Raw genomic sequence first — 26,498 nt, 5'->3', positions numbered from 1 at the left:
GCGCCACATTCTTCTATTTGCGTGACCGGCGAGAGCATGGCATCCGGGGTAGGGGACGTCAGGATCTCGGGCGTCAGAGGTCTTCAACCTAGCCGGCGACGATGCCGTCGGGCGGGGTTCGAGTTCGGCGCGGTTGTGGCCGGAGGCCATCTCTTCACCGCCCGGTCCTGCCGTGCCAGGCCGGCGGAGGCCCTGACGGCGATCAGCTCGGATGCGGTGCCGTGTCAGCCGCCGCGTCAGTACGGCAATGGCCCGGTATCAGAGCGTTCGGCGATCGTGGATGCCATGAACGGTTCAGCGATCGTGGCCTCGGGGCTGCGAAAGGCATACAAAGACAAGATCGTGCTCGACGGCATCGACCTGGATGTCCGGACTGGCACGATCTTCGCCCTGCTCGGGCCCAACGGCGCCGGCAAGACCACGACGGTGAACGTGTTGACCACGCTGCTGGCCCCCGACGCCGGGAAGGTGGTCGTCGCCGGGCACGACGTGGCCACGGAAACCAAGGCGGTGCGCGCGGCGATCGGGGTCACCGGGCAGTTCGCTTCGGTGGATGACCTGCTCACCGGCGAGGAAAACCTGCTGATGATGGCGGATCTCCTACACCTGCCCAAGGCGGAGGGCAAACGTATCGCCGACCGGTTGCTCGACCGGTTCGACCTGGTTGAAGCGGCGAGCAAACCGGCGGCGTCCTACTCCGGCGGCATGCGCCGCAAGCTGGACCTTGCCATGACGCTGGTCGGCGACCCGCAGATCATTTTCCTGGACGAGCCCACGACGGGACTCGATCCGCGCAGCCGCCGCACCATGTGGGAGATCATCCGGGAACTGGTCGCCGAGGGTACGACCATCTTCCTCACCACCCAGTATCTCGAGGAGGCCGACGAACTCGCCAACCGCATCGCCGTACTCGATCAGGGCCGGCTGGTCGCCGAGGGCACCGCCGATGAGCTCAAGCGCCGCGTTCCCGGCAGCCATGTCCGGCTACGGTTCACCGATCGGCACGAACTCGACGTCGCGGCGCGGGTCCTGCACGAGTCCACAAGGGACGACGAAGAGCTGACCTTGCGTGTACCCGGCGACGGCGGGGTGAGGTCACTGCGAGCGCTGCTCGATCGACTCGATGCGCAATCCATAGAAGTCGAGGAATTGTCGGTGCACACACCGGACCTGGATGACGTCTTCCTCGCCCTTACCGGTCACGGAAACAAGGAGATCAGCGCACGATGAACGCCATCGCAGCTTCCCTGGCGGATTCCGCGACCATGATGCGGCGCAACTTCCGACACACGATGCGGAACCCGCTGACACTGCTCAACGCCATCATCATGCCGATCTTCGTGATGTTCCTCATGGTCTACGTACTCGGCGGCGCATTCAGCGTCGGTACGGACTACGTCGACTACGCGACGCCAGGAATGATCATTATGACCATCGGCTACGGCATCGGTCCCACCGCGACCGGGGTGAATTCCGATATGACGACCGGGTTCATCAACCGGCTTCGCGTCATGGACGTATCACGGGCCGCGGTGCTGAACGCGCACGTGATCGCGACCATGCTGCGGACCCTGGTGGCCATCGCGTTCATCATCGGGGTCGCGTTCCTGATGGGATTCAGCCCGTCGGCGAGTTTCCCAGAGTGGCTCGGTGCGATCGGCATCGTCGTGCTGACGGTACTGGCGATCAGCTGGCTGACCGTCGCCGCGGGTCTCGCGGCGAAGTCACCGGAGAGCGCGGGCATCCTCGGCGTCCCGCTGATGCTCCTTCCCTTTTTGAGCAGCGCATTCGTACCGGCCGACAAGATGGGGCCGGGTGCGCGGCAGTTCGCCGAGTACCAACCGTTCACTCCGATCATCGAAACCCTGCGCAGGTTTCTGACCGGCACACCATCGACGGGCACGGCCATCACGGCGGCCGCCTGGTGTGTGGGACTCGCGCTGATCGGCTACCTGTGGGCGCGCGCGTCGTTCAAGAAGCGAGCGTGATCTCGGCCAGCTCACGCCAGTCCCGCCGCTGTCCGTCGCGGGTCGCCTCGGCGAACACCGTTTCGCCGAGGCGATTTCGCGTGTCCGCGGCGATCCTGGAGACGTCCGGCTGTGAACGATCCGGCGTACCGCGCACACCGTCGCTGGCCGCGAGCAATCGCACGGCCTGCTCGTACTGTCCCTGGCGCAGTGCGAGATCCGCGATCCCGATCAACACCTCGGCGATCAGCGGCGGATACGTCGCGCCCACAGCAGCGCGGAACGCCTCGCTCCGATGCGCGCGGGCCTTGTCGAGGTCCTCGGCGAGATAGCCGTACAGGTCCATGGCCTTGGCGCGGATGAAGTCGTTCGTTTCCGCGTGGCCCGGCGTCGCCCGCACCGTGGCCAGGTGCCGGCGTGCCTCATCGGGATCGCCGCGCCAGCGCGCCAGCTGCGCCTTCGAGAGCGCCAGCTCAGCAAGCGCGTCCGGCCAGGTGATCCCGCCCGCGCACCGCTGCGCTTCGGCCATGGCGGACGTGCTGGATCGCTCATCGCCGAGCAACCAGTACAGCTGAGCCTGCCGCACCCGCAGGCTGACCGCTTCCTCCCGCACGCCCAGCTCGCTCAGCGCCGTGCCCGCCTCTTCGTAGTGCTCACACGCGCGGGCGAACTCGCCGCGCATGGCGAGCCGATCGGCCAGGAACGCCAGCGCCAACGAGATCCCCATCCGGTCACCCAGCGCGCGGAACTCGGCAAGGGCGATTTCGGCGTCGATGTCCACATCGGTCTCGTCGCCGCCGAGCGTGAGCCGGAACCGGCCACGAGTGAGCCTGGCCTGCGCGCGCACCCATGGATCATCATCCGCGAGGAGCGGCTCCAACGCGGGCAGGAACCCCGTCGGCTCGTGCAGCATCCGCTCCCAAAGCCCGACGAACCCGAGCATGGGGTGGCGAGACCCGCTGCGCCGGGTGACCCGGTACGCCTCGTGGATCCACTCCTGCGCCTGATACTGATCGCTGCCGACCCCGGAGGTCAGGAACACTGTCACGATGGTGTACGCCAGCGCCCGCACCTCATCGGGCACCTCACCGGGCATCGAGGCCGCCGCGAGGCTCAATTCGGTGCCCTCGGCCCGGTGCCCGCTGAGGAACCAGTGCCAGCCCGCTGCCCCGACCAGCCGCATCGCCTCGTGGGCCCATCCCTCGGCGATCGCCCCGCGCAGGGCCGTACTGATGTTGTCGTGCTCGGTGTCGAGCGTGACCAGCCATTCCAGTTGTTCGGCCCGGCGCAGGTGCGGATCGGCCGTCTCGGCCAGCTCGGTGAAGTAGGCGAGGTGCGCCCGGCGGGCCGGCTCGGTCTCCCCGGCTTCGGCGAGCCGGTGCGCCGCGTACTCCCTGATGGTGTCGAGCATCCGGTAGCGCGGCGTGCCCTCGCCGTCGGCGAGCAGCAGCGACTTCTCGATCAACGCGGTGAGCACGTCGAATACCTGCTCCCCGGCGAACGCCTCGTCCCCGCACACCCGCTCGGCCGCTTCCAGGCTCGCCCCGCCGGAGAACACCGAGAGCCGCCGCAGCACGCCGCGTTCGGCCTCGGTCAGCAGATCCCAGCTCCAGTCCACGACCGCGCGCAGCGTCTTGTGCCGGGAGAGCGCCGTACGGCTGCCACTGGTCAAGAGGCGGAATCGGTCATCGAGCCGATGCGCCAGCTGATCGACGGTCATGGTGCGCAGCCGTGCCGCGGCCAGTTCGATCGCCAGCGGTATCCCGTCAAGTGCCCGGCAGATCCGCGCCATGGCCGCCAAGGTGGGCGCGTCGGAGCCGATGTCCTTGCGTACCAGATCCGCGCGGTCCCGCAGCAGCCGCACCGCGGGCGAGGACCCGACCTCGGAGGGGTCCGCTCCCTTCGCGGGCAGCGCGAGTGGCTCGACCTGCCACAGCACCTCCCCGGTGATGCCGAGAGGTTCCCTGCTCGTGGCCAGAATCCGCAGCCTCCGGCACTCCCCCAGAAGCCGATCGGCGAAAGCCGCGGCCGCCTCGATCACGTGCTCGCAGTTGTCCAGGATCAGCAGGATCGCGCGCTCCCGGACCGCGGCGATGAGCCGATCCATCGGTTCTCCACCCCGCGCGTCTCCGAGCAGCGGCTGGTCACGCAGGCCGATCGCGGTGAGGGCGGCCTGCGCCAGGTCACCGCCGGCCCGGACCGAGGCCAGTTCGACCAGCCACGCCCCGTCCGGCAGTTCGGCGAGCATCGTCCGCGCGGTCTCGGTGGCCAGCCGGGTCTTGCCGGAGCCGCCCGGCCCCGTCAAGGTGACCAGCCGGTGCTTGATGGCCATATCGGCGACCGCGGCGATGTCATCGGCCGTGCCGACGAAACTCGTCAGCTCAGCGCGCAGGTTCGTCCTGCGGTTCTCCGCCCGCTCGCCCAACTCGCCCCGGAGCAACGCGGTGTGCAACGCGGAAAGCTCGGCCGACGGATCGGCGCCCAGCTCCTCGGCGATCCGCTCGCGCGTCCGCTGGTACACGGTCAACGCCTCGGTCCCACGCCCCGCCTCGGCGAGCGCTCGCATCAAGGCCGCCACGAACCCCTCACGCAGCGGATACGTGGCGACCAGCTCGGTCAGCTCGGAGACCAACTCCGAGCCACGCCCGAGGCGAATATCTGCATCCACCCGATCCCCGAGCGCGGCAACGTGGAGTTCGTCCAGACGCGTGACCGCGGCGTCGAACGCATCGCTGCCTTCCAGTGCGATGTCCGCCATGGCCGTACCGCGCCACAATGCCAAGGCCGAGCGCAGCTGATCCGCCCGCGCCGCAGGCTCGGCGGTACGGGCCTGGCCGACCAGGTGCTCGAACCGGCACACGTCCACGGCATCAGGAGCCACGGCCAGCCGGTACCCGCCGGAATCCGCCTCGATCACACCGTCTGGCAACACCCTGCGCAGTCTGGACACCAGCGCCTGCAAGGCGTTCACTTCGTCCGCGGGCGGCCGTGGCCCCCAAATCCAGTCCACCAGCCTCGCACGCGTGACGATCCGGCCAGGTTCGAGGGCGAGTGCAGCAAACAGTGCGCGCAGCCGAACCCCAGGAACCTCCACCACGGACCCATCGCGGTTTCGGACCTCGAACGGTCCGAGCAATCCGACTCGCACGTCAGTCATTGTGCCGAACCGTGGCGACGGCGAGTGGATCGGAGGCCGGGCGACGGAGGGCTATGGCCGTCTGAGCCGCCCACCTTCCGGGAATCCCTGACGCGCATGCCACGACTGATCAGGATGGCGATGCCGATGATCAGGGTGACGCCTCCCGAAAGCGTGGCGAGCATCGCTATGACGGCTTCGCCGTCCGGATCGCCGACTCCAGAGGGGCTGCCCTCGACCCATCGTTCCGCGGCCGCCGCCTGCGTCATGACCAGAGCCCCGAACGCGGAGGTGATGCCTCCCAGAACGAAGCCGGGAGGCGCCGGGCGGGGCCGCTTGCTCCAGGGGCTGGCCCTCCAGGCGCCGAACACCAGCATGAGCGGAACGGTGAGGAACTGGCCGATGTCCAGACCCATCAGCGCGGCCAGCCGTACGTGATCGAAGCCGTCACCTCGTTGGAGCCATAGAAGCGGAACCAGCGCGATCCCGCTGAGAAGCCCGATGGCGAGGAATCGGATGATCCACATGTCCGGCATGATGCCCGACGGCGGAGGTGGCCGGTCAAGCGATGGGAGGCGGAAGCCCGGAGCGGCGAGGCCGAATCCAGGGCCGCCCCGCCTCACGAAGCGTCTCGTGGGCCCGGCTCAGGAGATGTCGCGGGTGGCGGCGGTCCGGATCCTGGCCACCTGGGATTCCAGGGCCTGGACGTCGAAAGGCACGGCTGAGCTCTCGAACTCCCGGCCCAACGCGTGCAGCATGTCCATGCCGTCCCAGCTCGCGGCGAACTCCTCGTCGATCGGCTGAATCAGGTCACCGAGCACGCTCTCGACCCGGTGACGCAGCACGAGGATCCGCCACTTCCCAAGGAACCTGCGGAACTCGGCCAGCCGCTCGCCCGCTTCGGCGACGTCGGAGACCACGTCGCGCAGTGCCTGGTTCACCTGCTGTGCCCTGGCCGACATCTCCAGCACGCTCTCGTGTACGGCGTCGCAGAGTTGGGGCACCTCGCGCAGCGAGGTCGGCGGCGCGATGCCGTCCACGACCTCGGCCGCGAACGCGGCGACCATGTCGTTGTGCAGGCTCGCCAACGCGATCCGGAACCGCAGGTCCGAGACGTATGAGCGAAGCGCGGCGAGCCGGGGCACCAGCCGCTCCAGCGTGACCACGGCGGTGTGCGTCGGCGTGGCCATCACCCGGGCGACGTTGCCCAGCACCGGCGCGGTGTCGGCGACCACCGCGGAGGCGTCCTGGGCCTTGGCGACCGTGCCGTCGAGTCGACGGGCGACGTCGAGGACCTGGGTGGACGACCCTATGAGCCGCTCGCTGAACTCCCGGTAGCTCTCCAGCCGCTCCACCAGGTCGGTCAGCATCGTTTCCAGGGCTCCCGCGCCGGCCAGCACCTCCGCGATCGGTCCCTGGGCCCGGGGGCGGGCGTAGGTCGCGGAAGCCAGCCGGCCGCGCGCCGCGACCTCGGTGGTCAGCGCCTCGGTGAGGAACTCGTCGTGTGAGTCGAACCCGAGCTCGCCCAGCAGCTGTTCGATCTGCTCCATGCCGAGCTGCGCCACATCGCGCCGGTTCATCCCGTTGCGTTTGGCCGCCTCGTACTCGATGTCGGCCACGTACTTGTAGACGCGCTTGACCGCCTCGAACAGTTCGGTCCGCGGCGCCATCCGTACCGACAGGAAGCCGTCTGACGAGGGCGTCATGGTGGCGAAAACCCAGTAGTGGCTGCCGTCCTTCGCCAGGTTCTGGACGTAGGCCCCCGCCGGGCGGCCGGTGAGCAGGCGGTCCCACATCAACCGGAAGACGCCGGCCGGCATGTCGGGGTGGCGCACGATGTTGTGCGGTGCCCCGGTGAGCTCATCGAGGGAGAACCGGGAGGTCCGGACGAACATCGAGTTGCCACTGCGGACCAACCCGTGCCGGTCGGTCGTGGAGAAGAAGAGCTCCTCCGAACCGATGACCTGCTCCACGCCATTGGGCACGATCAACTCGCCAAGACTCATCGTCCACCTTCCGATCTTTCGAGAGAATATCGGTCGGGTTCTGTGGGCCCCGACACGGCCTTGCGCGATCACCTGCTGCTCGCCCGGGTCTGCGTTGTGAGCAGGACAAAGAGCAGATCGAGCAGACGCACCCGACGATGCTCCCGGCGATTATGGTCATCCGAAATCCAGGCTCGGTCCCATCGCGAGCATGGCCACACGCCGTGGCGTGACTCTCAACGGTGGAGGTTGGACGATCGGAAACGACCTCACCGCCCGACAGGGCGGGCGGGCATGCCACAGGCCCACGCACGATCTGGATCGACCGCGGCACTCGGCCAGGTCAGGAGCACGATACGGATCACGTCGTCTCCGACGCGATCAAGGATATGGGCATTCGATCCTGTCATCGCCCTGAGCCTGGTGCCGGAGATCGGGGCGAGATCGCTGATCGCGGGTATGGTCGCTGACCATCCCCGGCCGCCTGACGGCCCGCTGAATTCCGCTGCGTTCCGTTCCTGCGGTCATTTGGAGCGGGCGTCTCCGCCGGGGAGATTCCTGACCCTTTCTGTCGACCGAATGACGGGGATCCCGTCGCGGTCAGGACGGTCGTCCCCGTGGCCGAGGAGATGAGTTCGGACAGGTCCGGCACAGTCCGTCGAACAATATGGCGTCCCGTAGACGACGGTCGGTCCCATGGAAAGTACGGTTGTGTCGCCGAACGGTCCGACAACGAATTCTGTGCGTGAGTTCGACACGGTCGCAGCCGTTCGCCAAAGAAACGGTCCTGCCCGAAAACGGTCCCGCCTGATCGGCGGCGGTGACACGCCGCGCTTCCTGTCACGGTGTTTGCCGGTGTACGGCGATCGACGCGCCGCACTGAGCGTGAGCGGATCTGTCGCGCTCTTCCGATGCAATTTCCCTGCCTGCTGCCCATAGGCGAGGCACCGGATCCGTCTCCACGGTTAGTCGTGACTTCGCCTGATCGCGCGAACTCCGCCCGAGAGCCGGGCATGAGAAGAAATCCGTTATAGCTGGGGGGTTATCGCGAAGCGAGATTACCTTCGATTCGAACGAGCGCTCACTCTGGGGTCGAAACGCCACGCCCACCCCCCAAGGAGACGTTGTGCGCCATCCCCTCAGACTCGCCTTGAGCGTGCTGACCGCCGCCACCGTCGTCGCCGTCGGAACTCCGGCGTCCGCCGACACCCCGCCGCCCCGCCCGACATCCACGGAATCGGTGGAGGTCTTCTCCCCCGACGGGAAGATCGGCCGAGTCGACATCCCGAAACGGGAGGAATCCATCACGACGTTCGCCGCGCCGCCGCCGGCGAACGTCACCGCCCTTCAGCAGACGGGCCCTTCCTCCCAGCGCTTCGACCTGGTCTTCGTCGGCGACGGGTACACCTCGTCGGAACTCGCCACGTTCCACGCCCATGCCGCGAGCCAGTGGGCCGTCATGACCAGCGTCGAGCCGTTCAAGACGTACAAGGACTCCTTCAACGTCTGGATGGTCGACGTCATCTCCACCGACTCCGGCGTCGACAACGACCCCACCCAGGGCGTGAGCAAGAACACGGCGCTCGGGATGTACTTCTGGTGCGGGTCGATCGAGCGCCTGCTGTGCGTGAACGAGTCCACCGCCCTGGCGTACGCCGCCAACGCTCCCGCGGTCGATCAGGTGGTGGCACTCGGGAACACCACCAAGTACGGCGGAGCGGGCGGCACTGTCGCCACCGCAGCCGGCGGCAACGCGAGCGCCGGCCAGATCGTCGTCCACGAACTCGGCCATTCGATGGCCGGCCTCACCGACGAGTACGAGGACGGCTACGGTCGCTACCGCGGCTCCGAGCCTTCGGCGGCCAACGCGACCATCTACACCGCCGCGCAGCTCACGTCGGGCAAGCGCAAGTGGTACCAGTACCTGGGGCAGGCCACTCCTGACGGTGGCGTGATCGGTGTCTACGCGGGCGCCAGCGGTTACTCGTCCGGCATCTATCGTCCGTCCCAGAACTCGCTCATGCGCACCCTCGGCCAGCCCTTCAACCTGATCGGTCTCAACGCGATGACCAAGGCCATCCTCGCCAAGACGGGATAGCCGGGAACGAGTGAGCGGCGCGTGTTCGGGATCGGCCTTCGGGGGCGATCCCGAACACGCGCCGCCATTCCCGTGGTTCGGATCAGATAGAGATATGGCCGCCGGTCACCTCGGCGACGCGTACCGCCTCCCGCAGGAGGTCCATCCGGGCGAGCAGTTTGTCAGGAGAGGAACGCCGGCGTCCCGCTCATCGACGTGATCGTCGTCATGAATCGTCTCGACCCAATGGGCGACGAGCGTGTTCAGCTCGGTCGAGAAAGCGGTCAGTTCCTCATGCGGGACCGTGAGGTTTTCGCCGGGCAGTTGCGCGAGAAACGGTAACCCGAGCAGTTGTGCCCCGCCCGCCTGCCCCGTCACCCGGCCCATGGACCCAGACGTCGTACGACATGGGTCCGAAGGCTATCGCGCGCGATCAGATGAGACGGGAGCCGAGGCGGCCGAGATCACCTTTTCCGGCCGGCGCGGATCGCGAGCCTGATGGCGAGAACGAGAAGGCCGACGGTAAGGCCGAAGATGACCAGCAGGATGATTCCGAAGATGGCGAGTTCTAGGGGGCCGACATTGCCCATGTGGACTCTCCTCACGTCACACCGGACTGCCTGATCCGTTCGTGATGATGGCATGTTCCGGTTCGGCCGGAGGCGAGATCGGGTAAATTGCCCGGATTTTCCGTGTCGCTCCATCGCGTAATCGAGCATGATCATGCTATGTCTGTTCCGATACAGCATAATGACGGCCTTATGGTGACACGTGTCTTGACAATGGGCGGATCCGGTTCTCGATGAACGGCGACCGGGCCGCGCTCGACGAGTACGTGCCGGCAGCCACGGAGAAAGAGCGTCCATCGGTCTGCGTCGGTCGTTTTCACGTCGCCTTCGAGTTGTCGCCCTGCGCTCCGACGCACCTGAGTCGTTGACACGCCGGATGCCCACAAAACGGTGGACGAAGCGGCTGGTCCCGGTCGCCGCCGTGACTCTCGCGGCGGCGGCCGTACTGATCTGGCAGCCGTGGAGAGAAGCGCTTCCCGTGCCGGTGGCGTGCCCGGAGCGATGGGGCGGAGACGCAGACGGTTTCGGTTTCGGTGATTGGGTGCCCGCCGCGGCGGACCTTCCCGGAGTCGAGGAGTCGCTGGTGCCCGGCACACCGAGCGAGGTGATGATCTGCGCGTATCCGGGCAGCAACACGCGTCCGGGGAACGAGCGTCTCGCCGGGAGCCGGATCCTGACCGACGGCGCCGGACAGATGGCGCGCGACCTCGCCTACCTGCCGGTGGGTGCGGACCTTGGAGGGTGCACTCTCATGGGCGGCCCGATGACGAACTATCTCATCCGGTTCACCTATCCCGATCAGCGGAGGCTGTGGGTCGGAAGCGCCGACGAGGTCAACGCCTGCGTGACGACGACGAACGGCACCGCGACCAGTCGCGCGTACGTGTGGTGCGGCACAGGTCCGGAGGGCGGACCTCCGAACCTGTGCCGGCTGATGCCGTACCGGGAACGTCCGCCTGGGAAGCGGCGCGGTTCCACCGGTCGGCGTGGTTCTGTGGTTCTAGCGCGGACGTCCGGACTGGCCGGTGTCGCCGAAGTCGTCGCGCTTGGCGCCGGGACTCTCCTTGCGCGACTGTTCCGGTGTCAGGTATCTGCGCAGGCGGGTGCCCAGCGACTCTCTCCTGTGGCCGGCCCCTGTCTCGCCCGGGCGGCCTGTCTCTCCCGGGCGGCCCGTCTGGCCCGAAGGCGTGGGCTCGCCGGGCAGTCCGCCCAGGCGCTCGCGTTCCTGCTGGCCGCCGGTGTGCGCCCAGCCCTGGCCGGGCCGGTTGGCCTGATCCCAGGACGCGTCCCAGTTCATGTCGTAGTAGCGGTAGAGCTCACGTTCCTGCTCCACGGACAGATGCCCGCCGGCGTCGACGTCGACGTTCGGAGCGCCCTTGACACGTTCCTTGTCGTACGGGACCTCTACATGGTCTTCGACCAGGTCCGCGTTGCGGATCGGAACGAACGTCTCGTTCATGCCGAACAGCCCGGTCTTCACGCACAGCCATTCCGGCTGCCCCGTGTCGTCGTCGAGGAAGACGTGTTTGACCTCGCCGAGCTTCTGTCCGCCGGTGCCCTGGACCGGGATGTCCAGTACCTGCGGAATCTGCTCCTGCCTGATCATCTTCTCCTCCGTCCTTCGCTGTCCTCCTCGGCCCTACCGCTGGACCTTGATGGGAAACGCGACGCACTGGATGGAGCGCCTAGATCTTCTGTGGTCCCTCTGTGGCGGTGGGCGTCACCGGTCGACGTCACAGCGCGCGAGCCATTCCCGCGTGAGGTCACGGAAAACCCGAGCTTGTTCGAACGGCACGTAATGTCCCGCATCGGTCAACGCGCTGAAGGTCGCGTACGGATAGGACGGCAAGGCACGGAACTGGTCGGCGTATCCGCCGATCCGGTCCTGCCGCCCGTTGACGAGGCTCGTGGGGCCCGAGTAAATCGCGTCGGCGCCCTCGTCGGAGACCGGATAACCCGTCGCCTGGAGCCGCGCCTGGTAAGCGTCGTCGCCTGTGGCCGAGGAGGCGAGTACGGCGGCCACGCGCTCGGCGACCTCGCGGTCCCGGTTGCCGAGCGCCAGGGAGAGATGGTCGCGCAGGTCGGCGGGCACGCCCGACAGCCACCCGTCGGGGTCGGCACGGTCCGGAAGCTCGGGAAGATCCCGATCTCCCCTCCCGATCTTCACTCCTGAGCAGACCAACAGAAGGCCGGCCACCTGTTCCGGGCGTCGGCGGGTGACCGCGGCGGCGATGTATCCCCCGTAGGAGCAACCGGCGAGCAGGAACCTCTCGGAGCCGATCCGCGCGTCGACGAACTCCAGCACGGCGTCCACGACTCCGTCGGAATTCTCGGGGCCGCCCGGCGACCGGCCATGCCCCGGCAGATCCGGATAGAACCGGCGCAGGGCGATCGTGTCAGTCAGGGCGGGTTCCATCGCCGCCGCCATGGCGTCGCCGTCCAGCCCGAACCAGGACAGGCAGACAAGGGGGAAACCGTCGCCGTACGTTGTCGATGCCAAGCTCATGCTCTGTGATCCAAGCACACCGGAAATCGCGCGGCGAAGCCGAAGGCCGGGCTAAAACCGTTTGAACCGCTGGTGGACGCACGGCAGGATTTCAGGCGCCCGACGCTCGGCCGGACCGGTTCGTCACTCGACCCCGCCGATCACGACCGTCGTCCTCTCACCGGATCCACTCCGACCCGAAGGAACCACGTGACCGACCAGCTGATCGCCGGCTCCGCCGTACGCGTCCTCGATGTCGGTGACCTGCCTGCGTGCCTGCGCCTGGGCGAGGACCGCGAGTGGTCGCCCGAGGAGCGCAAGTGGCGGTTGCTGTTCGAGGTCGGCGACGTCTACGGGATCGACGATCCCGACGGTGGGCTGGCCGCGACGGTCGTGGCCACCCGCTTCGGCCGGAAGGTCACCGCCATCGGCATGATGCTCGTCGCCAAGCGGCACGAACGCCGTGGACTCGGCGGCGGCCTGTTGCGGTACGCGCTGGACCGATCGGGCACGTCGAGCGCCTGGCTGACCGCCACCGCGTACGGGCGGCCGATGTATGAGAGGCAGGGCTTCCGGCCGGTCGGCGAGTGCGCCACCTATACGGGACAGGCGGTGGGGCTGCGCCGAGGGTCGTCCCGGCCCGCGACACCCTCGGATCTGCCGGCGATCCTCGCTCTGGACGCCGAGGTCTTCGGTGCGCCACGCGTCGAGTTGCTGACCCGGTTGCGGTCGTTCTGGGAGCAGTTCCGCGTGGTCGACGGCCCCGGCGGGCCGGCCGGGTTCGGCGGTGCCTGGCGCAACGTGAGCGACACGGTCCTCGGACCTGTGATCGCGCAGGACGCGGACATCGCGCTGGAACTGCTCTCCGATCTGGCCTCCGAGGTCGAGGGGCGGGTGCGCGTCGACATCGACACAGGCAGGCCCGAGCTGGTCGCCTGGGCGATGGAGCACGGTCTGACCCACGGCTTCTCCACCACGATCATGGAGTACGGCGAGGAACTCCCCGGGGACCGAGCTCGCCTGTTCACCCCTGTGATGGTCGCCCTCGGCTGATCGTTCCCCACGTTCGGCGCGGCGCCCCGCGGTCCTCACTCATAAGGCTCCACGGGCTGGGGAATCTCGGTGACGTCGGTGGCCACGAGCTCGGGGGCGACCATCCCGTTGGGAATCCTGTCGGACGTGGGGCGCACCCACGTGCCGGTGACCTCCACCCAGCTGTCCACCGGCGGCCGGGCAGCCTTGAGGACGGCCACCTTCAGCGGGATGCCGTCGGCGGCGCAGCAGTTCATCTGGATGCGCGTGACATACCACCGGTTCTTCTTCGCGGACGGCACCACGAACCCGGTGAGCCGGACCCGCTTCCCCGTGAGGGAGTAGGTCGAGTCCGCCCAGGCCCGGCCGATGAACTCCCCGATCGGCATCGCGGTCACCGTGTCCCCGGCGAGGGCGCTGTAGGTCTCCGCGGTGATCGGCGGCCGCGGCGGAGGCTCCTCGGAGCGGGCGGCGAACGCCCCGAGCGCGGGCGGGGCGATGAGAAAGATCGCGAACACCGGCAGGCAGAGCAGCCACGCCACCCGCGGACCGTGCGAGTGATCGTGTCCGCCGTGCTTGCCGTGTTCATCGTGGCCGCGGTGTTCATCATGGCCGCCGTCCGGGTGGTGGTCCGGGCCGGTGAGGTGCGGCTTGCGCCACTCCTGGATCAGGCCGATGACCCCGAGCGCCAGCACCACGGCGCCCGCCGCGATCAGGAACGGGCGGAACCCGGGTTTCACATAGTTGAGATAGGTCGTGGAGAACACGGTGATCCGCAGCACGGCTCCGCCGAGGAACACCATCACCAGGCTCTGCGACATCCGGTTCACAGCAGGACGCCTCCGACGGCCATGCTCACCAGCACCGCCAATATGAACGTCAGGGGGACGAACCGGGCCGCGAACGCCCGTCCGAACGTCCCGATCTGGAGAGCGATCAGTTTCAGGTCCACCATCGGCCCGACCACCAGGAAGGCCAGCCGTGCGGTAGGGGAGAACGCCGTCAGCGACGCCGCCACGAAGGCGTCCGCCTCCGAGCAGATCGACAACAGGACGGCGAGCAGCGCGAGCACCACGATGGACAGCAACGGCACGTCCGCCACCGTGGTCAGCCAGGAGCGCGGCACCACGACGTTCAACGTGGCCGCGGTCATTCCACCGACGACCAGGAAGCCCCCGGCGTGGAGCAGATCATGCTGCGCGGCCTCCCGGAACGCCTCCCATTTCGAACCGGCGGCAGCCGTACGGGTGGGGACGCGCAACCAGGTGGAGCGGCCGAAGCGCAGCCAGAGCCACCCGACGAGGACGGCCACGATGAGGGAGGCGGCGAACCGCGCGACGGCCATCATCGGCTGGCCGGGGAACGCGACCGCGGTGGACACCACGACCACCGGGTTGATCGCGGGTGAGGCGAGCAGGAACGCCAGCGCGGCCGCGGGCGTGACGCCCCTCGACATCAGGCCCGAGGCCACCGGGACGGACGCGCACTCGCACCCGGGAAGGACCGCGCCCGCCGCCCCCGCCACGGGAACGGCGGCGTACGGATGCCGGGGGAGGGCACGGGTCCAGAACGAGGCCGGCACGAAGGCCGTGATCGCGGCCGACAGCAGCACGCCGAAGACGAGGAACGGCAGTGCCTGGACGGAGATCGCCACGAAGATCGTCGCCCAGGTCTGGAGCGAGGGGAACGCCAGCAGAGGAGTCAGGACGAACCGGCCCGCGACCAGCAGGACGACGATGGCGGCGAAGATCCACGGCGTCGCAGGAGGCGCCGCGGACCTGCGCCCCCACTCGGAGGGCGGCAATTCCGTTGGTGCGTCGGCCAGGGCCCGGTCGGACATGAGGTCATCCTGGCAGACCTCCGGCGCCCGTCGGCCGGCCCTGTGGATAACCGGGTTCCGGTTCGTCCTGGGCGGCCGGCCCGGTGTCCATCCGGCGGAGTTCGCGGCTCGGTGCGGGGCCACAGGGCCGGATCAGTGGCGTGTCCACGAGCTGTTCCCGCCCGGTTCGAAGCGGCTCGGCCCCCGGTTCGGACCCGGTTCAGCCGGCACCAGCGGGCTCCGGTGAACGACGCGCCGAGGGCCTCCACCCGTCAGAGTTGGTTCAGCAGCCAGCGGGGACCGGTGAACGACGCCCCGAGGGCCTCCACCCGACGGCGGAGTTCGCGGTCCGCCGTGACGACGAGCATCTTCTCCCAGGGCATCGTGTCGCGTACCAGGGCCACGATCGCGTCGTCCCCACTGCCCGAAGCCTGGACCACCGTGACTCCCGAGACGTTGGAGACCGCCGAGATCTCCGACACCTCAGATGCGGCCTCCGGCACCGAAGAGACGCCGGTTGCCCCCTCTGAAACAGCCGGTACGGCAGGGCCTCCGATGGCTCCCCGCGCCGCCCCTTCGACCACGACGGTCAACCGGGGGAACCACTGGGCGAGTTCCGGCAGGCCGTCCGGAGGACGGCGCAGACCGTGCGCCGCGAGCGTGCCGAGCTCACCGATCAACCGGGCGGTCGCCCCGGCACGGTCCTTCCACCAGCCGTGCTCGGCTCGCGCGCCGATGACGTTGGCCGCGTCCACGACGACGACGAGCGGGGTGAGGGCGAGCCGTATCCGGGGCCAGGTCTCGGCGAACCCGGGATGCAGCTTTCTCGCCGCGATCTCGTCGGCCGCGATCCATCGCATGTCGGAGCTCTCGCCGTTCGCCGGGGAGGCGTCGAGCAGGCCCTCGGCCTGGGCGATCACGGTCTGGAACGACCAGCCGCCGTGGTCGTCGAGATAGACGCCCTGGACCCGGAGGAGGTCACCGGTCAGCGCCGCCTCCTCGTGGGCTTCGCGCAGCGCGCCGGTGATCGCGTCCTCGTGGCTGTCGCGGGCGCCGCCGGGAAGCCCCCATGTGCCGCCGTGATGGCTCCACCAGGAGCGTTTCTGCATCAGGACGTACGGCATGCCGTCCAGCGTGTGATGGACGGCGAGTAGGCCGGCCGCGCCGTGGATCCCCCAATGCCGGTGCCCGCGATCGCAGAGGGCCCAGCCGTCCCCGTCCTTAGCCGCCATGACCCTCGTCCTGTCGTGTCAGAGACTCACCACTGCTCGGCCGGGATGCTGGTCCCGGAGGCCAGGTCGTAAAGGATGGCGCCGTCCTCGATCCGGATGGCCTGCATCTGCGTCACCAGCCCGGTGTCCCTGAGCCGGAGCACGGCTTCGTGCGCGTTCTTGGCGAAATGGTAGCGATCGGTGGAGGAAAACTCGGGGCTCGGCCGCACACAGCGGACTTCGAAGCGGTCCGGTGGCCACAATTGGGCGATTGGACCTGAATTGTTCCAGCCAGACATCTGGTGCTTCTCCTGTCACGCTGTCGTCAGATAAAGCAATTGATCTATGGGGCGGCGTGGCCGGTCCGTTGGAACGTGACTGGCCCGATGGCTGATCGTTATGGAGTGGTAAGCGTTCCTTCCCGTTCCTCCTGCCACATCCGTTAGCGTGTGAGCCCTCGCTCGCGGTTCCCGGCGGCTCCGGGCACCGCGAGTTGTCATAGCACGGCACAGACGCCCGCCCCTTCGGCCGGAGGAGCGGGCGTACGCGTTTTCATGAGGATGCCTCCCCTGGCCACATGGCTGTGTCAGCTCCCTCAGTGTCTGGCCGAACTCCGGCCGAAGGTCGGACCAGAGGGTCAGCGTGACACGCTCGGTCCCGCTAGCACCAGTGCGATTCCCGGCGCGGGACGACTACCTGCCGCTCTTGGAGAAGTGCTGGTAGTCCTTGGCGCCGGACCAGTAGCCGCCCCAGCCCCAGCTGATCGTCTCGAAGGCCCGGACCACCCGGTCGCCCGCGTTGATCACTCCGGGCTTGTGCAGCGGGCGCTTGACGTACGCGTCGGCGTTGCGGTGGGCGTGCGACCCGTTCGCGTACACGTACGGGTTCTCGAGGGGGTTGAGGTCGACCGCCTGGCCGTACGCGTGCTCGGACCAGTTGGTCGTCCCCGTGGCGGCCCGGCAGTTGAACGCCGAGGTGTTGTCCGCGTCGATCGAGGCGTAGTCGTCGCCCTTGTAGGCGTCCACCGGCTCCATCCTGCGGATCGGATAGCGGAAGCCGTACAGCTTCTTGAAGACCGACACGACGTCGTCGGCGACGGTCTGGTTGACGACGAGCCTGCCGGTGTGCACCTTGCCGTCGAACCCCCAGTGGGGCATCGTGATCATGCGCAGACCGTTCAGAGGAACCGGGCATCCCTGCCGCCAGGAGTACCGCACCTGGTCTCGCGAAACCTTGGTGATCTTGGCCGAGAACGGCGGCGGGCCCGACGGAGAGGGTTTCTCCGTCGCCCCCGGGCTCGCTGTCGCCCCCGGGCTCGTTGTCGAAGCCGGTGAGGGAGTCACCGCGGCGCTTCCCGTGGGCGTGGCCATGACCGGAGCGGACATCGCCGACTTCCCCTCGGCGCTGCACGCCGTCACTCCGGCGATGGCCAACATCACTATCGCTGATCTGCGGAAATGTGTGGTAGCCATACGTCAGGGTAACTCCGCCGCGGCCACGGGACCGGACAATGGGGCGCCGGAACCGTCGGAGTGCCCCGCTATGGTGACGATCGTGCTTCCCGAGCTGCGCTTCGGCGGGCTGGCCGTCCCCACCCACGGCTTCTTCGTCGGTCTCGGCGTGGTCGTGGCGGCCGTCGTCTTCGTCCTCGAGGCCCGCCGCAGGGGGACACTGCACGAGGACTCGCTGGTCGCGGTCACCGGCGCGCTCGTGGGCGGCGCGATCGGGATGCGCCTGTCCGGCTGGGCCGAGCACCTGGACCCGCACCTGAACCCCAGCCTTCTCGAAGCGTGGATGTTCGGCTCCCGCAGCATTCTTGGCGGGCTCACCGGCGCCTACGCCGGCGTGCTGACCGCCAAGCGGATCATCGGCTATCGCGGCAAGACAGGCGATCTGTTCGCCCCCGCCGTCGCGCTCGGCATGGCCGTGGGCCGGATCGGCTGCTTCCTCACCGAGGCGCCGGGGCGTCCCACCGGCCTCCCATGGGGTGTGCACGCGCCTGCCACCGTCCCCGAGTGCCCAGGGTGCCTCGCCGGGCAGGCCATGCATCCGTCCTTCCTGTACGAGGTCGCCTTCCAGCTGGCCGCTTTCTTCGCCCTGCTCTGGGCGCGTGACCGGGTCAGCCGGCCGGGCGAGCTGTTCACGCTGTACGTCGGCGCGTACGCGGTGTTCCGCTTCCTCGTCGAGTTCACCCGGGCGAACGAGACGGTCTGGCTCGATCTGACCCGGCCTCAGTGGTTCCTCGTCCCCGGCCTCGCGCTCGTCTTCTTCAGGATCCTTTACGGCTACCGCCACGGTTATTACGACATGCTGGTACACAGGACGGACCGCCGGATCTACACGCGACAGGAGGAAGGCGCCTCTCCGGGCCCGAAGACGCCATGACCACTCCCCCCGAGCCTCCCGGCGAACCCCGGGACGACCGGGGCTCCGAGCAGGAGCCCAGCACCCCGAGCCGGAGCGGCCCCCAGCCGCCCCCGCACCACCAGCCGCAGGGACCCGGTCCCCAGGGCCCCCAGGGCCCCCAGGGCCCCCAGGGGCCGTACGGGCCGCCACCCCCCGGCTACGGCTGGCCGCCGCCACCGCAGCCGCCGAAGAACACGACGGGGGTCGTCGTCGCCATGACCTTCGTCGGGCTGGTGGTCTTCATCGTCGTCAATTTCGCGGCCGTCCTGCTCACGTTGACCCTCGCGGACACCGGCGACCACGCGGGTACGATCATCGGCGCGGGTGCGCTGATCCTGGCGGCCTTCGCGCTCGGCGGCGGCGCAGGGCTCGTCTTCCTGCGCAGGCCGTGGTCCAAGGGGCTCGGCCTCGGTCTCATGATCGGCTGGGCGCTGGTCTCGATCGTGTCCGTCGGATACTGCACCGGGATCAACCCGTCCATCTACGCGGGCGGTGTCCTGTGAGCGGCATGCCCCTGCGCGGTGATCGCATCCTGCGCTACGTCAACGCGTTCTGCCCCCGTTGCCACGACGAGCGTCCGGACCGCCCGCTCGACCAGGTCCCCCGGCTGTCGGGCTGGCTGGCCGCCAGGAACGACCGGGTCTATCTGGAACGCGGCTGCCGTACGCACGGCATGGTCCGTACCATGTACGACGAGGATCCGGAGATCCTCGCCTATCTGGAGGAATGGACCGCTCCCACGAAGGCCCACATCCCCGACGTCGCGGGGAACTTCGCCCCGATCCCCGAGGCGTACCTCCACGGGCTCCCGGAGATGCAGACCCAGCACACCTGCATTTTGCTGGAGGACATCGCCGAGACCTGCAACCTCCGCTGCCCGACCTGCTTCACCGAGTCCTCGCCCGATCTGCGCGGTGTGGTGCCGGTCGAGGAGATCCTGGCCAGCGTCGACCAGCGGCTCGCCCGCGAGAACGGCCGCATCGACGTGCTCATGCTGAGCGGCGGCGAGCCGACCCTGCACCCCGCGCTGCCGGAGCTGCTCGGGCGACTCGTGTCCCGGTCCATAACCCGGATCCTGATCAACACGAACGGCGTCCTCATAGCCAGGGACGACGCCCTGCTCGACCTCCTGACCGAGCACCGGGAGCGGGTCGAGATCTACCTCCAGTACGACGGCGTCAGCGCGGAGGCGTCCCGCCACCACCGGGGCGGTGACCTGCGGCGGTTCAAGGCGCAGGCGCTCGACCGGCTCTCCGAGCGAGAGATCTTCACCACGCTCGTGATGACCAGCGCCCTCGGCGTGAACGACGGTGAGATCGGCGACGTCGTGCGGCTCGCGCTCGACACGCCGTACGTCGGCGGGGTGTCCATCCAGCCCCAGTTCGGCTCGGGCCGTTCGGGGCTGATCGATCCGATGGACCGGCTGACCCACACGGGCGTGCTGAAGCGGCTCGGCCCGCAGACGGACGGCCTGGTCACCTGGCGTGACCTGACCGCGCTGCCGTGCTCGCATCCGCACTGCTGCTCGGTCGGTTACATGATCAAGGACGACGCCGGACAGTGGCGGTCGCTCACCGCGCTCATCGGCCACGACCGGCTGAAGGACAACCTGGGTCTGGTCTCCAACCGGATCGCCGACTCGGAGATCCCGCGTGAGCTGCGCCTCGCCGTACAGGAGTCGCTCCTCGGGCTGCTCTCCGAGCAGTCGTCGCTGTCCCACCCCGAGGTCGGCAAGCTCTGGCGCGACATCTGCGAGAACTGCGATCTCGGCCTGTCCACCCTGCTGACCCTCGCGTCCTCGGCGCTGCCCGGACGTAAGCGCCGCCTGCGGCGGCTGCTCGGGGAGCGCGTGGTCCGCATCACGATCAAGCCGTTCATGGACATGTCGACCATGATCGAGGAGCGGTTGACCCAGTGCTGCGTGCACGTCGGCACCCGCTCCGACCAGGACCAGTGCGCGCCCTTCTGCGCGGTCCAGGCGTGGCCGGCGCTCGCCCGCCAGCGCCTGTCCGCCGTCGCCTCCGTCGACGCCGGCGCACCGTTCCCGCTGGTGGAGCTCACGTGACGTCCGATCGGGGGAGGGCGCCGCTGACCGGAGTGGCGTACGAGGAGGCACTCGCGGCCCAGGCGTCCGCGGCGCGCGGCGAAACGGCGGGCGGGTTCACGGTGGGCGGATCCACGGTCCACGGCGCCCGGAGAGGGCCGGGCGCCGCCCCGTTCGATCCATTGCGGCTGTGCGTCTACACGACGGTGGCCCTGCTGGGCTGGTTGCTGGGCCCGCTGGCGGTGCTCGGCTTCGCCGTCGTCGGGTTCGCGGGTTACGTCCGGGCCCGAAGGGCCGGGCTCGTGCGGAGCAAGTGCCTCCTGCGCGACACCCGCCTGGTCCTGGCCTATCTCGCCCTCATCGTGATCGCCGCTGTCGCCGCCATCGTCCTGCGCTTCTTCACCTAGCGGACGCGGCGCGTCCCTTCTTTGCGGTGGCTTTTTTCGCAAGACGTCGCGCACATGTTCGAGGGAGCGCTACAGTCTTCGACATCGGATCGAACAGGGGTTCGGTCACCGAGTCTGCAGGTGAGGTGTGCCATGGCGTTGCTCGCGGCACCGATGGCGTCCCGGGAACGGACGCCGGTCACCTCGGGGCGATGTGTCCCGCTCCGGCCCGGAGCGACACGCCGTAGCGCTTTCTACGGAAATCTACGACGGCCGCTATATCCGGTCATAAAGTCCGAGAGCGTGGACCCCGTGCGTAACCCCTACGCCCCCGGTGCGGGGCAGCGCCCACCCGAGCTCGCCGGGCGCGATCGTGAGCTGCAGCAGTTCGAGGTCGTGCTGGAACGGGTGGCCCGCGGCCGCCCGGAGCGGAGCATGGTGCTCACCGGGCTTCGTGGCGTCGGCAAGACCGTCCTGCTCAACACCTTCAAGTCGATGGCCATCCAGCGGCTGTGGGGCACCGGCAAGATCGAGGCGCGGCCGGAGCAGTCGATCCGCCGCCCGGTCGCCGCCGCCCTTCACATGGCGATCCGCGAGCTGGCCCCCCGGCATCGCGCCCCTGACCGCATCGAGGAGTTCCTCGGCGTGCTCAAGGCCTTCGCGATGCGTGACCCTGCCGCCGCCAAGGGCACCTCCCACTGGTCACCCGGCATCGACGTCCCCGCGTCGCGCGGCCGGGCCGACTCCGGCGACCTGGAGATCGACCTGACCGAGCTGTTCGTCGACGCCGCGGGCGTCGCGACCGATCTCGGTGTCGGCATCGCGCTGTTCATCGACGAGATGCAGGACGTGCAGGCTCCGGACATCTCCGCACTCTGCGCCGCGTGTCATGAGCTGTCCCAGAACGGCGGCCCGCTGATCGTGGTCGGCGCCGGGCTGCCGCACCTCCCCGGCGTCCTGTCCGCGAGCAAGAGCTACTCCGAGCGGTTGTTCCGGTACGCGCGGATCGACCGTCTGGACCGGGACGCCGCCGATCTCGCGCTCATCGCCCCCGCCGAGCGTGAGGACGTCGAGTTCACCGCGGAGGCGCTCGACGCCCTCTACGAGGCGGCCGACGGCTATCCCTACTTCGTCCAGGCGTACGGCAAGGTCGCCTGGGATCTCGCCCCACGGAGCCCGATCACGGCCGACGACATCAAGGTGTCGGCGCCCGAGGCCGAGGAGGAGCTCGCGGTCGGGTTCTTCGGCAGCAGATACGAGCGCGCCACCCCGGCCGAGCGTGACTACATGCACGCGATGGCTCAGCTCGGTGATGACCCGGTGCCCACCGCCGACGTCGCCGACGTGCTCGGCCGCAAGCCGTCGAGCCTGTCACCGGCACGGGACAGCCTCATCAAGAAGGGCCTGATCTACAGCGCGGAGCGTGGCGTGATCGCCTTCACCGTGCCCCATTTCGGGAGGTTCCTGCGTGCGCAACCGCTGTAGCGACCCCCGCCATTGACCTCTCTACGGCTTTCTAGTGGGGAAGCTAGAGAGCCGTAGAGAGCTGAATTCGCCTGCCCGCATTCGAAAATCTACGGATGTCTAGTGTCAGGCCGATACAGCGATAGATTCCTGTATCGGCTGGACGAGGGTGCCGTCTTGGCCGACGACCGCCACCCTGACGGCCGGGCGCCGCCCACTCAGATAGACGGCGAAGACCACCTCCGTGCCTCCCCGGCCGGGGAACGCCAAGAACCGCCAGCACAGCTCGCGCCATGAGTCGAACGGCTCGTCGGACTCCAGCACATCGGCGTGCGCGCGCCATTCCGTACTCGACCTGAGCCGCGACAGGGCGCGGCCGGCGGGGATGGACCGTTCCTCGCAGGGGGCCCGGTGGCGGAGTCGGGAGAAGGTCTCCTCGACCTCGGGCGAGAGCGACAGCAGCAGCGCGAGGCCGCACGCGGCCCAGGCCGCGGCCGTCCAGGATGCTCTGGACAGGGCCTCGGCGGGGCCGACGTCGGTCGTCGCCACCACCGCGGCCAGCACCGCGAGCACGGCCGTACGTGCGACAGACCGTAGGCCGACCGGGGCGGAGCTCACCTCGCCGAAGCAGCCGCATCCCACGTCGGGACGGCGGCGCCGCAGGTCCCACAGCACGTACGTCGAGATGGTGAAGAACACGACGGTGAGCCAGCGGGCGACGGCGAGGTCGGCGACGAGTTGCCCGGCGACCAACGCGAACTCGCCGAGCGCGCAGCAGAGCATGGCGGCTCTCCTGAAACGCTCAGGCACGAGTACGGCGGGGCCGAGCCGGTTCAGCGCGCCCTGCCGGGCATCGTCTCCGGCGCTGATCAGCTTGGCCACGCCGCCCATGATCAGGAGCAGCGTCAGGATGGGCAGGGCGGCCACGGCCGCGGTTATCAGCACACCTCACCCCAATCCGACCTGGGCGTTGAAGCAGCCCTTGGTCAGGTCGCCACCGAGTCGTACGTACGAGAGCGCGGACAGCTCCACGATCCTGCCGCGCGGAGACGTGTCGCAGTCGAGGCAGCGGTCGCAGAAATGACCGGCCATGCAGCCGCACCCCACGATCGGAACGGTTCCCGACCGCCGCGCGCAGACATTGCGCACGAAGAGCATCGACCCCAGCGAGAGGTACGGCAGGCGGGCGCAGGAGACCACCCCCTGGTCGCAGCCGGTGTCGGAGCTCTCCAGCATCGGATAGGCCGCGCCGTGGTCCGTGTAGTCGGACCACACGGCCGTCCCGGAGATCCTGGTCCGCGTCCCGCCGAACGCCGGAGGCGGGGGAGGCAGCGCCTCCGCCCGGTACGGAGGCTGCGACGTGGCGGGGACCTGGGCCACGGCGGCGCCGTCCTGCATCGTCCCGATGGCGTCGAAGAGATATCCGGGCTCCAGCCGTGGATGCCGTACCAGGATCCGGCCGGTCGACCGGTAGGGGATCACGATCGAGCGCCGTCCCCGATGCGGTCCGCCATCGATCTCGACGGTGAGGTCACGCCTGCCCCGGACGTCGAGGATGATCCCGGTCATCCGGGTCATGTCCGCCCACACGCAGTCGGCGACCCGGCCCGCACGCGTCCTGATGATCACACGGGAGCCGATGGGCAACCTGGTCGGGGGGACGGGGCCGCCGCGCCAGGCGGTCGCCCACGGGGCGACGACCAGACGTTCCTCCTGGCCGTCGTCGTTCTCGACCACCAGGAGGTGGGTGGTGGCGTCGACGATCTGGCCGCTCACGGCGTCGATCGCCGTGCCGTCGTCGTCCTCGGCCGGCCGGGGCGTCTGGACGTCGCGGCCCAGGGCCGCCGCGGACAGCAGGTGCCGGCGCTCGACCCGTGCGTGCGACATCGGAACTCTCACCCACCCAGCGTCACATGACGCCGATGACCGATAGAGACGTATTCGGGACCGATGGTGGATTCGGGAGCAATATTCCTCCACTTGGTGGAAGCTGTTTGTCTCCCGAACCCCGGTGAACCCGGGCCGACGGGTACCGAACGGGGCCCATGAGCGCCGTGTCGCTCCGCCACCGATCTGCCGTCTCTTTGCACTTGACGGTACGAAACCTGGATGACGGTTCAGTCGGATCGCGGGTCCCAACTGCGATTCTGGCGACGAAGCAGCCTCTCCACGGCCGGACCGGTGATCGTTTTATGGGGAATCATGAGGAGTTCCGCGAGTACGTCGTGACGCGCGGGCCGGCACTCCTGCGTGCCGCCCATCAGCTCACCGGGAACCCCTCAGACGCCGAGGACCTGCTGCAGGCCGCGCTGGCCAAGACATATGTCGCCTGGGACCGGATCCAGGATCGTTCCTCACTCGACGGGTACGTGCGCCGGGCGATGGTCAACATCAACATCTCGTGGTGGCGGCGGCGCAAGCTCCAGGAGTATCCCTCCGACGAGCTCCCCGAGGTGCCCTTGCAGCAGGACGTACGGCATCACCACGAGGACCTGGAACGGGCCCTCGAACGGCTCCCGGTGCGGCAGCGGACCGCGATCGTGCTGCGCTACTACGAGGACATGACCGAGCCCGAGATCGCCAAGGCCCTCGGGATCAGCATCGGAACGGTCAAGAGCACGGTGTCACGCGGGATGGCCAAGCTTCGTGGGGACATGGCCGTCCAGCCTTCGTTGAACTGACCGCTTCTCCGGTCATTCGACCTGGACGGGCTCCGTGACCCCCGCCGTGGCGCAGGGCCGTACGACGTCGCGGATGAGGCGGAGCGTGGTCAGGAAGTCGGTGAGCTGCTCGGGGGTGAGCAGGCCGGTGAACCACGTCTCGATGTCGTCGAGGTGCTGGGGAAGCACGCTCAGCAGCCGGTCCCTGCCCTCGTCGGTGAGGACCGCGTACGACGCGCGGCGGTCGCTGTGGCAGGCCCGGCGGATCACGAGGTTGTCGCGCTCCAGCCGGTCGACCACGCGGGTGATCCCGCTGGTGGACAGCGACGTCTGTGCCGCCAGGTCGCTCATCCGAAGGCCGTGTTCAGGGGAGCGGGCGAGCCTGATCAGCGTCTCGAAGTCGGCGTCGGACAGACCGGCACCCGCGAGGGCGGGGCTCATCTTTCCGGAGATCCCCGACATGACCTCGGCGAGCAGGCCCATCGCGGTGAGGCGGGGATCATCAAATGGGCTCATACGGCGCAGTCTACCGCGTCTTATTTGACATGCGGAATATTCCTCCTGTAGACAATTGCTTGCTCAGACATCCACACGGCAAGTACATCGGGAGGCCAGCATGAGCATCCGTGAGTGGGAAGGCATCAAGATTCCGACGGCAGGGACCTTCGCCCTGGACATCGCGCACACGCGCGTCGGATTCGTCGTCAAGCACATGATGGTCAGCAAGGTCCGCGGCAACTTCGCCGAGTTCGAGGGCAAGATCGTCATCGCCGAGAACCCGCTGGAGTCGGGCGTCGAGGCCGTGCTCAAGACCGCGAGCATCCACACCGGCGTCGGCGACCGCGACAACCACCTCCGCAGCGACGACTTCCTCTCCGCCGAGAAGTTCCCGGAGATCATCTTCCGCAGCGCCCGGGTGGCCGACCACTCCGACGACGAGTTCGTCCTCGTCGGCGACCTCACGATCCGTGACGTCACCAAGGAGGTCAAGCTCAAGGTCGAGTTCGGCGGTGCCGCGCAGAACCCGTGGGGCCAGGAGATCTTCGGCTTCAGCGCCGAGACCGAGATCGACCGCGAGGACTTCGGCCTGACCTACAACCAGGCCCTCGAGACCGGTGGCGTCCTGGTCGGCAAGAAGGTCAAGATTGAGATCGAGGGCGAAGCCGTACGGCAGGCCTGAGCGAGTTCCCCAGCTTTACGCACAGCTCTTGTCCACAGGCTGTGGACAAGAGCTGTGCGTTCGGGATCGCGACCCAG

At 68.5% G+C, this 26,498-nt stretch carries 26 protein-coding genes; 11 read left to right on the top strand and 15 right to left on the bottom strand.

Features of this window, described 5'->3' with window-relative positions; translation table 11 throughout:
• Positions 1–285: 285 nt before the first annotated feature.
• A complete protein-coding gene (locus IMZ11_RS12665; RefSeq protein ID WP_228641024.1) occupies positions 286–1,230 on the top strand; it encodes an ATP-binding cassette domain-containing protein in 945 nt (314 codons plus the stop codon).
• Positions 1,227–1,988 carry an ABC transporter permease gene (locus IMZ11_RS12660; RefSeq protein WP_228640982.1) on the top strand — a complete coding sequence of 254 codons (762 nt, stop codon included), beginning with the start codon at positions 1,227–1,229 and terminating at the stop codon, positions 1,986–1,988. Before IMZ11_RS12665 ends, IMZ11_RS12660 begins: the two co-directional genes overlap by 4 nt.
• Here IMZ11_RS12660 and IMZ11_RS12655 read toward each other — a convergent pair.
• The 3 genes from IMZ11_RS12655 to IMZ11_RS12645 form a co-directional block, all read right to left on the bottom strand.
• Complete coding sequence (locus IMZ11_RS12655; RefSeq protein WP_228640980.1) at positions 1,972–5,124, bottom strand: BTAD domain-containing putative transcriptional regulator; 3,153 nt, start codon at positions 5,122–5,124, stop codon at positions 1,972–1,974. The genes IMZ11_RS12660 and IMZ11_RS12655 overlap by 17 nt on opposite strands.
• Positions 5,121–5,630 carry a hypothetical protein gene (locus IMZ11_RS12650; protein ID WP_228640978.1) on the bottom strand — a complete coding sequence of 170 codons (510 nt, stop codon included), beginning with the start codon at positions 5,628–5,630 and terminating at the stop codon, positions 5,121–5,123. Before IMZ11_RS12650 ends, IMZ11_RS12655 begins: the two co-directional genes overlap by 4 nt.
• 117 nt (positions 5,631–5,747) lie before the next feature.
• A complete protein-coding gene (locus tag IMZ11_RS12645) occupies positions 5,748–7,109 on the bottom strand; it encodes a PAS domain-containing protein (RefSeq protein WP_228640972.1) in 1,362 nt (453 codons plus the stop codon).
• Positions 7,110–8,214: 1,105 nt separating this feature from the next.
• Between IMZ11_RS12645 and IMZ11_RS12640 the strand changes: the two genes are divergently transcribed.
• Positions 8,215–9,186 carry a M64 family metallopeptidase gene (locus IMZ11_RS12640; protein WP_228640970.1) on the top strand — a complete coding sequence of 324 codons (972 nt, stop codon included), beginning with the start codon at positions 8,215–8,217 and terminating at the stop codon, positions 9,184–9,186.
• 105 nt (positions 9,187–9,291) lie between these two features.
• Here the strand turns inward: IMZ11_RS12640 and IMZ11_RS12635 are convergent, their stop codons facing one another.
• The 4 genes from IMZ11_RS12635 to IMZ11_RS12625 all read right to left on the bottom strand — a co-directional run bounded on the left by IMZ11_RS12635 (position 9,292) and on the right by IMZ11_RS12625 (position 12,234).
• Entirely contained in the window at positions 9,292–9,552 is a 261-nt protein-coding gene (locus tag IMZ11_RS12635) for a hypothetical protein (protein WP_228640968.1), read from the bottom strand.
• Between the two features lie 77 nt (positions 9,553–9,629).
• Complete coding sequence (locus tag IMZ11_RS45195; RefSeq protein ID WP_255706348.1) at positions 9,630–9,755, bottom strand: hypothetical protein; 126 nt, start codon at positions 9,753–9,755, stop codon at positions 9,630–9,632.
• Positions 9,756–10,734: 979 nt separating this feature from the next.
• Positions 10,735–11,340, bottom strand: coding sequence for a PRC-barrel domain-containing protein (locus tag IMZ11_RS12630; RefSeq protein ID WP_228640966.1), 606 nt, complete (start codon positions 11,338–11,340; stop codon positions 10,735–10,737).
• Positions 11,341–11,454: 114 nt separating this feature from the next.
• Positions 11,455–12,234: an alpha/beta fold hydrolase gene (locus IMZ11_RS12625; RefSeq protein WP_228640964.1), complete on the bottom strand. Its 780-nt coding sequence runs from the start codon at positions 12,232–12,234 to the stop codon at positions 11,455–11,457.
• 195 nt (positions 12,235–12,429) lie between these two features.
• On the opposite strand from IMZ11_RS12625, the gene IMZ11_RS46175 reads away from it, so the two are divergent.
• Positions 12,430–13,272, top strand: a complete 843-nt coding sequence (locus IMZ11_RS46175; RefSeq protein ID WP_228640962.1) for a GNAT family N-acetyltransferase — start codon at positions 12,430–12,432, stop codon at positions 13,270–13,272.
• A gap of 35 nt (positions 13,273–13,307) precedes the next feature.
• Here IMZ11_RS46175 and IMZ11_RS12615 read toward each other — a convergent pair whose 3' ends face one another.
• The 5 genes from IMZ11_RS12615 to IMZ11_RS12595 form a co-directional block, all read right to left on the bottom strand.
• On the bottom strand, positions 13,308–14,072 hold the full coding sequence (locus IMZ11_RS12615) for a TIGR03943 family protein (RefSeq protein WP_228640960.1): 765 nt from the start codon (positions 14,070–14,072) through the stop codon (positions 13,308–13,310).
• 5 nt (positions 14,073–14,077) lie between these two features.
• Entirely contained in the window at positions 14,078–15,091 is a 1,014-nt protein-coding gene (locus IMZ11_RS12610) for a permease (RefSeq protein WP_228640958.1), read from the bottom strand.
• Positions 15,092–15,342: 251 nt separating this feature from the next.
• Entirely contained in the window at positions 15,343–16,302 is a 960-nt protein-coding gene (locus IMZ11_RS12605; RefSeq protein ID WP_228640956.1) for an NUDIX hydrolase, read from the bottom strand.
• A gap of 26 nt (positions 16,303–16,328) precedes the next feature.
• Entirely contained in the window at positions 16,329–16,511 is a 183-nt protein-coding gene (locus tag IMZ11_RS12600) for a hypothetical protein (protein WP_228640954.1), read from the bottom strand.
• Positions 16,512–16,973: 462 nt separating this feature from the next.
• Positions 16,974–17,447: a M15 family metallopeptidase gene (locus IMZ11_RS12595; protein WP_228640952.1), complete on the bottom strand. Its 474-nt coding sequence runs from the start codon at positions 17,445–17,447 to the stop codon at positions 16,974–16,976.
• Positions 17,448–17,523: 76 nt separating this feature from the next.
• Here IMZ11_RS12595 and IMZ11_RS12590 point away from each other — a divergent pair, with 76 nt between their 5' ends.
• From IMZ11_RS12590 to IMZ11_RS12570, 5 genes are all read left to right on the top strand, one after another.
• The gene (locus IMZ11_RS12590; protein ID WP_228640950.1) at positions 17,524–18,666 is read left to right on the top strand and encodes a prolipoprotein diacylglyceryl transferase; all 1,143 of its coding nucleotides are present in this window, start codon (positions 17,524–17,526) and stop codon (positions 18,664–18,666) included.
• Positions 18,663–19,190, top strand: a complete 528-nt coding sequence (locus IMZ11_RS12585; protein WP_228640948.1) for a hypothetical protein — start codon at positions 18,663–18,665, stop codon at positions 19,188–19,190. The genes IMZ11_RS12590 and IMZ11_RS12585 overlap by 4 nt, the downstream gene beginning before the upstream one ends.
• A 5-nt stretch (positions 19,191–19,195) precedes the next feature.
• Positions 19,196–20,752 (top strand): radical SAM protein, encoded by a 1,557-nt coding sequence (locus IMZ11_RS12580; protein ID WP_228641021.1) that lies wholly within the window; start codon positions 19,196–19,198, stop codon positions 20,750–20,752.
• Positions 20,749–21,138, top strand: a complete 390-nt coding sequence (locus tag IMZ11_RS12575; RefSeq protein WP_228640946.1) for a hypothetical protein — start codon at positions 20,749–20,751, stop codon at positions 21,136–21,138. Before IMZ11_RS12580 ends, IMZ11_RS12575 begins: the two co-directional genes overlap by 4 nt.
• A 282-nt stretch (positions 21,139–21,420) precedes the next feature.
• Entirely contained in the window at positions 21,421–22,602 is a 1,182-nt protein-coding gene (locus IMZ11_RS12570) for an ATP-binding protein (protein WP_228640944.1), read from the top strand.
• A 105-nt stretch (positions 22,603–22,707) separates the two neighbouring features.
• Here IMZ11_RS12570 and IMZ11_RS12565 read toward each other — a convergent pair whose 3' ends face one another.
• A complete protein-coding gene (locus tag IMZ11_RS12565) occupies positions 22,708–23,526 on the bottom strand; it encodes a MauE/DoxX family redox-associated membrane protein (RefSeq protein ID WP_228640943.1) in 819 nt (272 codons plus the stop codon).
• Between the two features lie 3 nt (positions 23,527–23,529).
• Positions 23,530–24,480, bottom strand: a complete 951-nt coding sequence (locus IMZ11_RS12560) for a hypothetical protein (protein WP_228640942.1) — start codon at positions 24,478–24,480, stop codon at positions 23,530–23,532.
• 293 nt (positions 24,481–24,773) lie between these two features.
• On the opposite strand from IMZ11_RS12560, the gene IMZ11_RS12555 reads away from it, so the two are divergent.
• Positions 24,774–25,262, top strand: a complete 489-nt coding sequence (locus IMZ11_RS12555; RefSeq protein ID WP_228640940.1) for a SigE family RNA polymerase sigma factor — start codon at positions 24,774–24,776, stop codon at positions 25,260–25,262.
• Between the two features lie 12 nt (positions 25,263–25,274).
• Here IMZ11_RS12555 and IMZ11_RS12550 read toward each other — a convergent pair whose 3' ends face one another.
• Positions 25,275–25,757: a MarR family winged helix-turn-helix transcriptional regulator gene (locus IMZ11_RS12550; RefSeq protein ID WP_228640938.1), complete on the bottom strand. Its 483-nt coding sequence runs from the start codon at positions 25,755–25,757 to the stop codon at positions 25,275–25,277.
• A gap of 100 nt (positions 25,758–25,857) precedes the next feature.
• Between IMZ11_RS12550 and IMZ11_RS12545 the strand changes: the two genes are divergently transcribed.
• A complete protein-coding gene (locus tag IMZ11_RS12545; RefSeq protein WP_228640935.1) occupies positions 25,858–26,421 on the top strand; it encodes a YceI family protein in 564 nt (187 codons plus the stop codon).
• Positions 26,422–26,498 lie beyond the last annotated feature (77 nt).

The sequence above is a fragment of the Microtetraspora sp. AC03309 genome (genome assembly GCF_020826795.1).
Classification (GTDB): domain Bacteria; phylum Actinomycetota; class Actinomycetes; order Streptosporangiales; family Streptosporangiaceae; genus Microtetraspora; species Microtetraspora glauca.
The sequence above is the reverse complement of the archived record's forward strand: the minus strand, read 5'-3'. Positions and strand labels throughout refer to the sequence as shown.